General features: G+C 60.4%; 11 protein-coding genes and 1 pseudogene. 7 read left to right on the forward strand and 5 right to left on the reverse strand.

Going from position 1 to position 12,432, the window contains the following annotated elements; translation table 11 throughout:
* The first annotated feature begins 108 nt into the window (after positions 1-108).
* Positions 109-798: a TetR family transcriptional regulator gene (locus FQ755_RS32995; RefSeq protein WP_144161282.1), complete on the forward strand. Its 690-nt coding sequence runs from the start codon at positions 109-111 to the stop codon at positions 796-798.
* A 226-nt stretch (positions 799-1,024) separates the two neighbouring features.
* On the opposite strand, the pseudogene FQ755_RS33000 reads toward FQ755_RS32995, so the two are convergent.
* Positions 1,025-1,126: pseudogene (locus FQ755_RS33000) on the reverse strand (IS5/IS1182 family transposase); the annotation flags it as partial.
* 2 nt (positions 1,127-1,128) lie between these two features.
* On the opposite strand from FQ755_RS33000, the gene FQ755_RS33005 reads away from it, so the two are divergent.
* Positions 1,129-2,043 (forward strand): helix-turn-helix transcriptional regulator, encoded by a 915-nt coding sequence (locus FQ755_RS33005; protein WP_144161285.1) that lies wholly within the window; start codon positions 1,129-1,131, stop codon positions 2,041-2,043.
* A gap of 53 nt (positions 2,044-2,096) precedes the next feature.
* Here FQ755_RS33005 and FQ755_RS38480 read toward each other — a convergent pair whose 3' ends face one another.
* From FQ755_RS38480 to FQ755_RS33020, 4 genes are all read right to left on the reverse strand, one after another.
* Entirely contained in the window at positions 2,097-2,228 is a 132-nt protein-coding gene (locus FQ755_RS38480; protein ID WP_260858990.1) for a hypothetical protein, read from the reverse strand.
* Between the two features lie 15 nt (positions 2,229-2,243).
* Entirely contained in the window at positions 2,244-3,539 is a 1,296-nt protein-coding gene (locus FQ755_RS33010; protein WP_144161288.1) for an MFS transporter, read from the reverse strand.
* 112 nt (positions 3,540-3,651) lie between these two features.
* Entirely contained in the window at positions 3,652-5,103 is a 1,452-nt protein-coding gene (locus FQ755_RS33015) for an aldehyde dehydrogenase (protein WP_144161291.1), read from the reverse strand.
* A gap of 382 nt (positions 5,104-5,485) precedes the next feature.
* Complete coding sequence (locus FQ755_RS33020; protein ID WP_144161294.1) at positions 5,486-6,754, reverse strand: LysR family transcriptional regulator; 1,269 nt, start codon at positions 6,752-6,754, stop codon at positions 5,486-5,488.
* Between the two features lie 367 nt (positions 6,755-7,121).
* Between FQ755_RS33020 and FQ755_RS33025 the strand changes: the two genes are divergently transcribed.
* The 5 genes from FQ755_RS33025 to FQ755_RS33045 all read left to right on the forward strand — a co-directional run bounded on the left by FQ755_RS33025 (position 7,122) and on the right by FQ755_RS33045 (position 12,334).
* Positions 7,122-8,432: a gallate dioxygenase gene (locus FQ755_RS33025; RefSeq protein WP_144161297.1), complete on the forward strand. Its 1,311-nt coding sequence runs from the start codon at positions 7,122-7,124 to the stop codon at positions 8,430-8,432.
* 120 nt (positions 8,433-8,552) lie between these two features.
* The gene (locus FQ755_RS33030; RefSeq protein WP_144161485.1) at positions 8,553-9,908 is read left to right on the forward strand and encodes an MFS transporter; all 1,356 of its coding nucleotides are present in this window, start codon (positions 8,553-8,555) and stop codon (positions 9,906-9,908) included.
* Positions 9,905-10,930 carry an amidohydrolase family protein gene (locus FQ755_RS33035; RefSeq protein WP_144161300.1) on the forward strand — a complete coding sequence of 342 codons (1,026 nt, stop codon included), beginning with the start codon at positions 9,905-9,907 and terminating at the stop codon, positions 10,928-10,930. The genes FQ755_RS33030 and FQ755_RS33035 overlap by 4 nt, the downstream gene beginning before the upstream one ends.
* A 2-nt stretch (positions 10,931-10,932) precedes the next feature.
* Positions 10,933-11,616, forward strand: coding sequence for a 4-carboxy-4-hydroxy-2-oxoadipate aldolase/oxaloacetate decarboxylase (ligK, locus tag FQ755_RS33040; RefSeq protein ID WP_144161303.1), 684 nt, complete (start codon positions 10,933-10,935; stop codon positions 11,614-11,616).
* A 13-nt stretch (positions 11,617-11,629) separates the two neighbouring features.
* Positions 11,630-12,334 carry a substrate-binding domain-containing protein gene (locus FQ755_RS33045; protein WP_144161306.1) on the forward strand — a complete coding sequence of 235 codons (705 nt, stop codon included), beginning with the start codon at positions 11,630-11,632 and terminating at the stop codon, positions 12,332-12,334.
* Positions 12,335-12,432: the final 98 nt, after the last annotated feature.

A 12,432-nucleotide genomic window follows, 5' to 3' on the forward strand; every position in this document is an offset into this window, starting at 1 on the left:
GCGGTTTGTGCGAACCTGCGTCAATGTTTAACGCACCCAATGATGCGTTAACTGAAAGATAGCACAACTCCTCGTATAACGCACGTCGGGATGCGTTAAAATCAGGACATGAGAGAGAGAGCCCGTTCAGTCGAAGACAAACAGCAGCGTTCCGAAGATTTGCTCGACGCAGCCGAATCCCTTGCCCTTGCACTGGGGGGCGTGCGTTTCGTGACGGTAGCGGCGGTTACCGACCACGCAGGCTTGCACCGAACGGGCGTGCGTCGCTATTACGCCAACAAGGAGGAACTGTTCCTCGAACTGGCGGAGCGCGGCTGGGGCCAGTGGCGCGATGCGATCAGGGCCGCGCTTGGTGATCAGACAGGCTTGGAGCCAAAGGATGTTGCAGGGATCGTTGCTGACACCATCATCTCTCTCCCGGTCTTCTGTGACCTCTTAACCCATGTGACGCTGAGTCTGGAGGGGAGCGTGGACATGGAGCGCGCGCGCCGCTACAAGGCCAACTCGTTCGCCGCCCACGATGTCATCGTGGCCGCGCTGGTTCAGGCCAGCAGCATGACCGTCGAAAAGATCCAGAGCCTGCTAGCGGCCACGATCATGCTGGCCGCCGGCTTCTGGCAGGTATCACATCCGACGCCGACGCTCGCCCAGCTATACGAACAAGTACCGGAATGGGGACACGTTGCACTCGACTTCGGCCCTCGCCTCCGTCATCTGCTTCAAGCCATTGCTGTAGGCCTTGCTGGAACAGTTGCCCCGCGCTCTGCGAACACAAAAACGCGCGCGAAGCAGGCATGACTCGGTTGTCGCCCGCTAGTCCAACCGACGCCAGGACGGGCGCGATATCGATTTCGAGAAAATAAGTGCTGGAGAATCCGGCCGTCACGCTCAGCAGACAAGAGGCCGGCCTCGGACGCCCTAATTTGATGGTAGGCTTATCGTGACAAGATGTTGCAGTCGTTGCGTCGAGTGATCGCGGACGCGGAGGCGCAGAGTGACCAGTCGACATCGCCTCTTAGAGCTGCTAGCGCAGGTCATCAACAAAGCGCAAGCAGATAACGGCAGCGGCCAGGGAAAGCAACGCAATATGAATGTCGAAACGACGCTCAGCGCGGATACGCAGTTCGAATGACCGCGAAGGACGCACACGCACCATTGCGCGGCCGGTTGCATGAGAACGCCAGCGCGCGTCTGCTAGAACCCGCGCTACATCCACGCCGCCATTCGTTGTCGCGTGAACACGACCGGCTTGACCGGGTCGCTGTGCTACTGCTGAGTGGCCACGCAAATCTCTCGACCCGTCATAGCGAACACGAAGTCGAGGCACCTGCGCTGCTTTGGATACCCGTGGGCATCAATGACTATCTCCGTGCGAGCCCCGGCGCGTCGTGCGTGCTGCTCACACTATCGAGCGAACTCGCCCGCGAAGCGATCGGTAAAAATGCCGAGGCGGTCCACCTCCGATACCTGGTGGACCGCCTCGTGATAGTCGACGGCATCGTATCAGGCGAAGCGCTCGACGATCTGAGCTACTCGTTCCATGCAGCACTGCGCGAGGTACAGCGGGCGGAGCGTGGCTCGTGGAATTATCTATCCGCGCATATCGCGTTGATCCTGATTCATTGCTGGCGGCTGACCGGTGGCGAGGACCTAAGCCACCGCGGCCAAGGCGCGAGCGCGTCGCTGCTGCAGCGCTTCAGGTACCTCGTCGAACTCCATTTCCGCGCGCACTGGACTGTCGCGCAATACGCAAGCCATCTCGGCATTTCACCCGACCGGCTGCACGACCTCTGCACGCGAGCGCTAGAAAAAACTCCGCGTGAATTGCTGCACGAACGCCTGGTACATGAAGCGCAGATGCATCTCGCCCGCTCGGGCCTGACCATCGAACAGGTCGCGTACAGCCTGGGATTCAAATCCGTGACGCATTTCACCAAACTCTTTCGCAGCAAAACCGGCCTGACGCCGGCCGGCTACCGAAAGGAGGTACGCGACACACCGACCGGTCCCGGCCCGTCGCGCTCATTCGCGGACTGGCCATGACTGGATCGACGGGCTAGCAGCGGCGCTCCCGATCTTTCGCGTTTCTACCGCACTCAAAACGGCGTCCACAGGCCGACACATGCAATTAGCTGCACACTGCCAGTGTCGGCTGCATGCGCCGGTTGCGTGAGCGTGGCAACGCAAACCGCAGCAGCGACCGCCGCCGGCCAGATGGAGGGCTTCATGGTTGTCCCCTTCGTTTATTGTTTTCGCGGCTGAACGCAGCAATCAATGACGACACTTTCGCCGTCAGACCGTACGCTGCACGGACTTCGCCGCACCCTCGGTGCAGTTTCGATCAGTGTCAATGTCACGAGCGCGCCGGTCACCAAACCCGTCATCGCAAACAGTAGCGTGGATTCAATGCCGAACCGCTGAGCGATCGCGCCAGCGATGACGGGCGCGAATCCGCCGCCGAACACCTCGCCGGCTCCCGACACGAGGCCCACGGCCGATGCAACGAAACCATCAGGCGCGGCTTCGGTGGCAACAGGACCGGTGAGCAGACCCAGCACCCCGAGCGAGAAAAAAGCAACGATGAACAACAACACGAAAAGCCGTATCGGCGAAGGTCCCGTTATCGAAAACAGGTAGAGCGCGGCGGTGGCGACGACGAAAGCGCTCACGGCGACGGGCCGCCGACCAATGAAGTCGGAAATTCCCGACAGGAAAATCGCGCCTGATACGCCGCCAAAACCGATTGCCGACATGACAAATCCCATGTCCTGCGGTGCCAGATGCAGGAAGTCGATCAGATAGTTCGGTACCATTGCGCTGACCACGAAGATGCCGGCCATTGAGCATAGTGCGGCGACCATCGCCAATACGACGTTCCGGGACTTGAACAGATCGGCCCAACGCGTCGGATCAGCGGCCACGACGTCCGCCGCGCTGGCGCTAGCCGTCCGCTCCGTGTCTCGCAGAAAAACGACAATGAGCCACGCGATGACGAGCCCCGGAATCGCCGACAACGCGAAGATCCAGTGCCACGACGGCACAACCCGTAGCAGTTGCGTAACGAGAATCGGCGCGAAACCGAGTCCCATCAGCGAGAACATGCTGAGCTGGATTCCCTGGTTCAAACCGCGCCGGGTCGGGTAAGACGCCTCGCCGACCGCCGCGACGCTGGTCGGCGTAAACGCGCCCTCAGCGAATCCCATCACCGCCCGAATCACCAGCAGAGATCCAAAACCGCTGGCGAGGCCGGAAAAGCTGGACAGCAACGAAAACGCGACCATTGCGCCGACCAGGATCCGCTTGTGGCCGATACGGTCCGCGAGACGCCCCATCACAATCGAGCACACGCCCCACGCGAGTCCGAGCACGCCGATCAGCGTTCCCAGTTCCTGATAGCCGAGACGCAGATCGCGCATCATGAAGGGAAAGAGCGGCGCGATAATCCAGCGATCGAGTCCGACAAGACCGAATCCCAGTGAAAGCAGGATCAAGGTCTTACGTTCATACGCGGTATCGTGTTCGAGATGCCATTCGGTCATCGTTTGTCTCCATTTTTTTGAGTAATTTCATGTTTTTTATTTTGTGATCCTTATCAATCAGGATCAGAGGTACCATCTCGGGTACCTCAATGATTCAACTGGAGCGATTACGTCAGATCGGGTATTGCTGCGGAACAGACTGGATCGTGATCCAGCGCAGTTCGGTGAACTCGTTGATGGCGGCTTTACCGCCAAACCGGCCGTAACCACTTGCCTTCACTCCACCGAACGGCATTTGCGGTTCGTCGTGAACCGTTGCGCCGTTGATGTGGCAAATGCCCGATTCGATGCGACCCGCAACGGCCAGTGCCCGCTGGACATCGCGTCCAAAAACGGCAGCCGACAAGCCATACTCCGAGTCGTTCGCGATAGAGACGGCCTCCTCCAGGTCGGAAAAGCGGATGATCGCGGCGACAGGGCCAAAGGACTCTTCGCTGTACAGACGCATCGCCGGCGTCACCCGGTCGACGACAGTCGGCTGCATGATGCTACCGTTCACACTACCGCCCGCGACGAGTACCGCGCCCTTCGCTACCGCGTCATCGACGAGCACCTTCACGCGAGCTGCGGCGTCGGCACCGATCATCGATCCCAGCGCGAAGCGTTCGTCCCCGGGCAATCCCGCTTTCAGCGACGCGGCCTTTGCGCCGAGCTTGTCGACGAAGAGATTGGCAACTGTCTCGTCCACGACGATGCGCTCCGTCGACATGCAGATCTGCCCCTGATTGAAGAACGCGCCGAACGCTGCCGCTTTCACCGCTTCGTCGAGATCCGCATCGTCCAGTACGACGAACGGCGCCTTACCGCCCAGTTCGAGCAGACAGGGTTTGAGGTGACGGGCACCGGTCTCGGCAATCAGCTTGCCGATGCGCGTCGAACCGGTGAAATTGATGCGCCGTACCGCCCGATGCGCGATCAGCGCCTGCACGACATCCGCCGCTGCTTCCGGCGCGTTGAAAATGACATTGAGCGCGCCAGCCGGAAGCCCCGCTTCGCGGAGCACGTCGCCAAGCAGACGGTGAGTCATCGGACACAACTCCGAGCCCTTCAAAACCACGGTATTGCCGCACGCAAGCGGCATCGCCAATGCGCGGATACCCAGGATGACCGGCGCATTCCACGGCGCGATGCTAAGCACAACACCAGCCGCCTGCCGGACCGCCATCGAGGTGGTGCCGATCTGGTTCGAGGGAATGACTTCACCCGTAATCTGGGTAGTCATCGACGCGGCTTCGCGCAACATGTCCGCCGCGATGCGGCAGTTGAAATGGACCCAGCTGGCAGCCGCTCCGGTTTCGGCGGCCATCGCTTCGGCAAACCGGTCGCGCCATTCGATGATAAGGTCGGCCGCCCGGTTGAAGATCGCACGCCGAACAGCAGGCGTGCTCGCCGACCACGACGTAAACGCCGCAGCCGCGCTGTTCGCGGCGTCCAGCGCGTCTGCGAGGGTCGCGGCGGCCGCCCGCGTACACACCTCACCGGTAATCGGATTACTTCGCTCAAAGACGGCCCCATCGGATGCTTGGCGGTCGTGGTTTTCAATGAGTAGTGACGCGTGCAACATCGAACTGTCTCCGTGTTATGAATCTATTTGCAGAGTGCAAGCACACGATATGTCCGGCATCTCTGCGTTCGGTCCAGTATAGAAGGACGCGATGGCTCGCTTAATGCACGTTTCAGGGAATTTCTGGCACGTTTCTGGGTAACAGGCATCGCTGACGGAGGCCTCGCTCCACCGAGCAACTTCCGAGCTCAGTAGTTGAGTCCGGACAGCTACCTGACGGCTGGTATGCAAATCGACCGGGGCCTTCATCGTTTTCAACGGCAGTATGAAGCGGTAGACCCAGAGACCCGTCACTATCGACAGGATCAACGGCGCGCACCGCTCGACATCCCTGCCCCGATGAGGTTGACCATCGGTTGAAACATTCGCGTATGCGAGGTCTCTACACAGCGGAACAGCCACTAGGTGTCCTGCCACGGCTTTCCCTGTGCGTCATTTCTGTGGTGACGAGCCGGATTGCGTCGATGAGCTCGCGAGCTGCTGGTGATGGAGGGCTGCCGGCCCGCAGCGTTAGTCCGATGTCGCGTCGCGTGCCGGGAACGGATACATCGAGTTCGGTCAGTGCGCCAGAGCCGCGCTCGTAGTGCAGCTGCTGCAGGGACAGCAGCGCGATCATGTCAGTGCGCAGCAGCAGGCCGCGGATGACGGCTAGATCGGCTGTTTCGACAGTCGGCTGAGGCGGCTTGAGCCTCTTGCGGCGAAACAGGGCATCGAGCCGCGCGCGAGATGGGGAGTGAGCGCGCGGCAGAATCCATTGCATGCCGGCAAGATCCTTGAGCGCGAGTTCACGCCGGGCGGCTAGCGGATGGTCGCGCCGTGCCAGGATGGCCAGGTCTTCGGTGATGAGCCGTTCGCTATAGAGGCCGGTGGCCGCGTCGTCGGGGCGAAGCGCGCCGAGCACGAAGTCGATGTCACCGGCCCGTACGCCGGCGACGAGCAGTTCGTACGCGCTTTCGTCGGTGATGACGCGGACTTTCGGATACCGGGTGACCACACGCGCAACGGCGGTGGGCAGGATCAGCGTGCGTCCGAGAGGCAACGCCCCCACGGTCACCGTTCCCTGGATGCTGCCGCGCAGCGCGGCAATGTCATCGGAAATATGGCGCAGTTCGTTAAGTGCGCGGCGCACATGCAGCAGAAAGCTCTCGCCATCGGTAGTCAGTTGCAGGCCGCGTGGATCGCGATGGAACAGCGCAAACCCGGCACCGTTCTCGAGTATCCGGATCGCGCTGCTGACAGCGGGCTGAGTGATACCTAGGCTATGCGCGGCACTCGCCATATGACGGCGGTGGGCTAGTATCGTGAATAACCGGAGACGTCGCGTGTTGAGCAGATACGCTGGCAGCCCGGCGTCGGTCAGCAAATGTCGCCGGCCCTGGCGTAGCGAGCACCAGCGCGCGAGTTCGCTGAGTTCCGCACAGACGCGCTCGCCGCGCTTGAGCACGGTGTGTCCGGCCTGCGTTGGCAGCATGCCGGACGATTTGCGTTCGAAGAGCATCTCACCCAATGCACTTTCGACTTCCTGTACGGCGCGTGTAACAGCCGACTGTGCGCGAAACAGGGCCTTGGCTGCGCGGCTCACGCTACCCGATTCCGCGACGCGCTGAACGGCGTAGAGGTTCGAGAGGCTGAGGTATTCGGTGGTTTCCATGTGCGGTTGTGTCCAGAGATGGCTATGATTTCATGGAATGGTTTGCTTCGTGCTTTTCCAGCCATCTGTTTTATTTATATGGATTGTAAATGGAAAAGGTCAGAATTGAGGCCGACCTTTTCGTTCGGTTGGCCGCAAAGCCTTACAGACAAAGGAATCTGGCAGGCTCTCGGGCAGTTGACGCAAGCATGTAATCCTCAAGCCCGAGCATTTTCCACGATGTCCAGGGGATAGCCCTAACTACTGCTCAAAGGTACGGTATTCGTATCGTCAAATCGAACCAGATCCGGCAGCGGCACGCGAGCGACGAAAACCGTGTGCATTTATCACGTGGCGCGGGATTTCCGGGCATCAAAGGAGGCATTGCATGGCACGCATCATCGGGGGGATTGCAGCCTCCCACACACCCACGATCGGCTTCGCCGTCGACAAGAACAAGCAGGACGATCCGGTATGGGCACCGATCTTCGAGAATTTCGCACCGCTGTCAGCATGGCTTGCCGAGAAGCGCCCGGATGTGCTGCTCTACATCTTCAACGATCACGTCACGTCGTTTTTCTTTGATCACTATTCGGCGTTTTCGCTCGGGGTGGGGAAGCAATGGCAACCGGCCGACGAAGGCGGCGGCGCGCGTGACTTGCCTCCGATCGACGGTCACCCGCAACTCGCTGAGCATATCGGCCAGTCATTGATGACCGACGAGTTCGATCTGTCGTTCTTTCAAAACAAGCCGCTCGACCATGGCTGCTTCTCGCCGCTGTCGGTGCTGTGCCCCCACGAGCCCGCATGGCCGACGAGGCTGATCCCGCTGCAAATGGGCGTGCTGCAGATGCCGATTCCCAGCGCCCGCCGCTTCTATCGACTCGGTCAGGCGCTGCGCCGCGCCATCGAGAGCTATCCAGAAGACCTGCGTGTTGCCATCGTGGCAACCGGCGGCCTGTCACATCAGGTACATGGCGAACGTTCCGGTTTCAACAATCCAGAATGGGATCAGCGTTTCCTCGATCTGTTCCAGAACGATCCTGAGCAACTGGCAGAAATGACGATCGCGGAATACGCGACGCTCGGCGGCTTCGAGGGGGCCGAAGTCATCATGTGGCTCGCGATGCGTGGCGCGTTGCCGTCGAATATCGTCTGCAAGCATCGTAGTTACTATCTGCCGTCGATGACGGGTATCGCTACCGCAATCTACGAGAGTGCAACGGACGATGTACCGAATCCTGCAGTGGTCGAACGGCACCGGGCGCGCATGGCAGAACAACTGGCCGGCGTGGAAAAGCTGCAGGGAACCTACCCGTTCTCGATCAGGGCGGCAGTTAAGGCCTATCGGATCAACGATTATCTGCACAGGATGGTTGAGCCCGGACACCGGGCGCGGTTCCTGAGCGATCCGGAAACGAGTTTCGAGGCCGCCGGACTCAGCAGCGAGGAGCGTAATCTGATCCACCGCCGCGACTGGCCTGGCCTGTTGCGCTACGGCGTCATCTTTTTCCTGCTCGAAAAACTGGGTGCCGTCACGGGCGTATCGAACCTGCATATCTATGCGGCAATGCGCGGTCAGACACTGGAGGATTTCCAGCGCACACGTAACGCGCCCGGCGCACTGTATTCGGTCGCGGGTAAGGATACCAACGCGCTGGCCTGGGACAGGAAGGCAGACGCCGCACAGGCTAAGTAAACATCAAGGCTGACGCACGCGGTAAGCCGGGCTGGTACCGCTACGTCGCAATGAGAATCTGGATTGACATCATATAAAAAGGATAACTAATTGAATGTTATCCGGAGACACAGGAGAAGTCTGGTGGGAAGCAAGGCGATTGACATCAAGGCGCTGATCGACGCGCGGCCGGTGTCGCCCTATCAGTGGTTGTTGGTGGTGCTCTGCTGCCTGATTGTAGTAGCGGACGGTATGGATGTCGCGATCATGGGGTTCGTGGCGCCGTCGATCATTCATGAGTGGACGATTTCGCGCCCGGCCTTCGGGCTCGTGATGAGTGCGGCACCAATCGGGCTGGTGATTGGCGCTTTGGTGGCCGGCCCCAGTGCCGACCGTTTTGGTCGCAAGAAGGTGTTGATTACGTCGGTTTTCCTGTTTGGGATTTTTACGATTCTCACATCGCAGACGGGTTCCCCGGTGGAAATGGCGGTGCTGCGCCTGTTGACGGGTATCGGTCTGGGCGCCGCGATGCCAAACACCACGACGCTGCTTTCGGAATATGCGCCGCAGCGCATGCGTGCGCTGATGATCACGATCATGTTCACGGGCTTCAATCTTGGTTCCGCGTTGATCGGCTTCGTCGCGGCCTGGCTGATTCCAGTCCATGGCTGGCGTGCCGTGTTGCTGTTCGGCGGGGCACTGCCACTCGTGTTGATTCCGCTACAGCTATGGCTGCTGCCTGAATCGGCACGCCTGCTGGCCGTGCGCCGTGCATCGCCGGCCCGCATCGGCGCCTTGCTGAACCGGGTATGCAGCACGGCCTTCTCGGGCGAGGAGACATTCGTCTCTAACGAACCGCCGTTGCCGACGAGCAAGCCCATCGGCGTGCTGTTCTCGCAAGGATACGGACAGGTGACCGTGGCGTTGTGGGTGACGTATTTCATGGGCCTGCTTGTCATCTATCTGCTGACCGGCTGGTTACCGACCCTGATCAAGGATGCAGGCCTGTCTGTGAGCACCGCGGCCGAGGTGACCGCGATGTTCCAGGTCGGTGGAACGATCGGGGCCATCGTCGTCGGCTGGATCATGGATCGTGTGCGGCCGGCGCCCGTGATTGCTATCGCCTATCTGTGCGGCGCGCTGTGTGTGGCATTGCTGGCCTGGGCGGGGGCGCTCTCCTCGGTGTTGACCTGGCTGGTCTTTGCCGTGGGTTTTTGTATGAGCGGCGCGCAGACGGGGCTCAATGCCTATGCGCCGGGCCGCTATCCGACGGCGGCGCGTGCGACGGGTGTGAGCTGGATGCTCGGTATGGGGCGCTTCGGCAGCATTTTCGGATCGGCGATCGGTGGCGCATTGCTCGGACTTGGCTGGAGGTTCGGGGCGATTCTGTCGATGCTCGCCTTGCCCGCCGTACTCGCAGCAGCAGCAATCTTCACCACCCGGCGGGCAGGCACTGCCGTGCCCCAGGTGACTTATCAAGAGCAGGAGAGTCAATGATTATCGATATTCACGGTCACTACACTACGGCGCCCAAGGCGCTGGAGGCGTGGCGCAACCGTCAGGTCGCAGCCATCAACAGCCCGTCGGAGATGCCGAAGGCATCCGGGCTGCAGATCAGCGACGATGAGTTGCGCGAGTCGATCGAGCTAAACCAGTTGAAGCTGATGCGTGAGCGCGGCCTTGATCTCACGATCTTCAGCCCGCGTGCGAGTTTCATGGCGCATCACATTGGCGATTTCCAGGTGTCAAGCACGTGGGCTGCGATCTGCAACGAACTCTGCTATCGGGTCGGCCAGTTGTTTCCGCACAATTTTGTGCCGGCTGCGATGCTGCCACAGAACCCCGGCGTCGATCCGGCGACCTGCATTCCGGAGCTGGTCAAGTGCGTCGAGCAATACGGCAACGTCGCGATCAACCTGAATCCCGATCCATCGGGCGGGCATTGGACCAGCCCGCCGTTGTCGGATCGCCACTGGTATCCGGTCTACGAAAAGATGGTGGAGTACGACATCCCCGCCATGATCCATGTGAGCACGAGTTGTAACGGCTGCTTCCATACGACGGGTGCGCATTACCTGAACGCGGACACGACAGCGTTCATGCAGTGCCTGACGTCGGATCTGTTCAAGGACTTCCCGACACTGCGTTTTGTGATTCCGCACGGCGGCGGTGCTGTGCCCTATCACTGGGGCCGCTTCCGCGGCTTGGCGCAGGAGCTGAAAAAACCGCTGCTGAAGGACCATCTGCTGAACAACGTGTTCTTCGATACCTGCGTCTATCACCAGCCCGGCATCGATCTACTCACGCGTGTGATTCCCGTAGACAACATCCTGTTTGCGAGCGAAATGATCGGTGCGGTGCGTGGTATCGATCTCGAAACGGGACATTACTTCGACGACACGAAACGCTATATCGAAGCCGCCGACATCGCGGAAGAGGATCGCGACAGGATCTACGAGGGCAATGCTCGCCGTGTCTATCCGCGCCTCGATGCGCAACTCAACGCCAAAGGACTCTGACCATGTACGAAATGGGGGTGGTGTATCGCAATATCAAACGTGCGGACAAGGACGTTGCCGCGCAGCTTGGCGAATTGGGTTCGGCGACCGTGCACGAAGCAATGGGCCGAAGTGGACTGCTCAAACCTTATATACGGCCGATCTATCCGCATGCGCGTGCATCCGGCACAGCTGTGACCGTGTTGCTGCATCCCGGCGACAACTGGATGATGCACGTGGCCGCCGAGCAGCTTCAGCCGGGTGACGTGGTGGTAGCCGCAGTGACGGCGGAATGCACTGACGGATACTTCGGCGATCTGCTGGCCACGAGCTTCAAGGCGCGTGGCGCACATGCCTTGATCATCGACGCTGGCGCGCGTGATGTCGAGGTGCTCGAAGCCATGCATTTCCCGGTGTGGAGCAAGGCGATTTCGTCGAAGGGAACCATCAAGGCGACGCTGGGCTCCGTCAATATCCCGGTCGTTTGCGCGGGAGAACTGGTCCATCCCGGCGATGTGATCGTGGCTGACTCGGACGGTGTGGCCGTCGTTCCGGCGGCGGTCGCGGAGCAGGTGCTTGAGAAGGCCAAGGCGCGTGAGCACAACGAGACGGAGAAGCGTGCCAGGCTTGCTTCGGGTGTGCTGGGACTCGACATGTACAACATGCGCGAGCCACTGCGCCAGGCCGGGCTGCGTTACATCGACTGACGAGATACCGGCAATGTCAGGCGAACGGTACGTCGGTATTGAAGTGGCCGGCATTGGCTCGATGGCGACGCGGCAACTGCTGGCACAGCTGGCTGAGCGGTATCAGCGTGAGCTGGGCTGCCACGTAAGTATGACGTCGATCGGCGGCATCGAGGCAGCCAGGCGCGTACAGACAGGTGAAGCATTCGACTTCGCAGTTCTGGCGTCCGGCGCGATTGACCGCCTGATCGAGACTGGGCATCTCGTGGCCGGTCGGACGGATGTTGCGCGATCGAGGATGGCCGTTGCGGTGGCGAACGACGGGCCGCGTCCGGACATCACCTCGTCGGCTGCGCTACGCGAAGCTGTGCTGGGAGCCTCGCGGATTGGCTATTCGACTGGCCCGAGTGGTGACCACCTGATGAAGCTGTTTGCCGATTGGGGCATCGCAGAAAAAATGGTCGCGCGACTCGTTCAGGCTCCGCCCGGCGTGCCTGTCGGTCGGCTGATTGCCGAAGGCAAGGTTGCGCTGGGTTTTCAGCAGATGACTGAACTGATAAATCTCCCGGATATCGTGGTACTGGGTCCGCTGCCGGAAGATGTCCAATTGACCACGGTTTTTTCTGCCGCGATCTGCACGGTTTCCAGGCGAGTTGACGCCGCCCAGGACCTTCTTTCTTTTCTGGCATCGGAGGCGACCAGCGAAGTGAAGCGGGCATTCGGGATGGAGCCGGTGTAAGGGATCTGACGATTGGCAGAATGACTTCTGCCAATCATCCTTAGGGACGATGGAGGCGAAATAAATATACAGATGATTCATTTAAAATAATTAGTTTT

This window comes from Paraburkholderia sp. BCC1885 (assembly GCF_900996235.1).
Classification (GTDB): Bacteria; Pseudomonadota; Gammaproteobacteria; order Burkholderiales; family Burkholderiaceae; genus Paraburkholderia.

Excerpts from the sequence above, each read along its gene's own strand:
- FQ755_RS33020 (WP_144161294.1), bottom strand. The coding sequence starts at position 6,754 with ATGGAAACCACCGAATACCTCAGCCTCTCGAACCTCTACGCCGTTCAG.
- ligK (WP_144161303.1), top strand. The coding sequence starts at position 10,933 with ATGTACGAAATGGGGGTGGTGTATCGCAATATCAAACGTGCGGACAAG.
- FQ755_RS33005 (WP_144161285.1), top strand. The coding sequence starts at position 1,129 with ATGACCGCGAAGGACGCACACGCACCATTGCGCGGCCGGTTGCATGAG.
- FQ755_RS38480 (WP_260858990.1), bottom strand. The coding sequence starts at position 2,228 with ATGAAGCCCTCCATCTGGCCGGCGGCGGTCGCTGCTGCGGTTTGCGTT.
- FQ755_RS33045 (WP_144161306.1), top strand. The coding sequence starts at position 11,630 with ATGTCAGGCGAACGGTACGTCGGTATTGAAGTGGCCGGCATTGGCTCG.
- FQ755_RS32995 (WP_144161282.1), top strand. The coding sequence starts at position 109 with ATGAGAGAGAGAGCCCGTTCAGTCGAAGACAAACAGCAGCGTTCCGAA.
- FQ755_RS33015 (WP_144161291.1), bottom strand. The coding sequence starts at position 5,103 with ATGTTGCACGCGTCACTACTCATTGAAAACCACGACCGCCAAGCATCC.
- FQ755_RS33035 (WP_144161300.1), top strand. The coding sequence starts at position 9,905 with ATGATTATCGATATTCACGGTCACTACACTACGGCGCCCAAGGCGCTG.
- FQ755_RS33025 (WP_144161297.1), top strand. The coding sequence starts at position 7,122 with ATGGCACGCATCATCGGGGGGATTGCAGCCTCCCACACACCCACGATC.
- FQ755_RS33010 (WP_144161288.1), bottom strand. The coding sequence starts at position 3,539 with ATGACCGAATGGCATCTCGAACACGATACCGCGTATGAACGTAAGACC.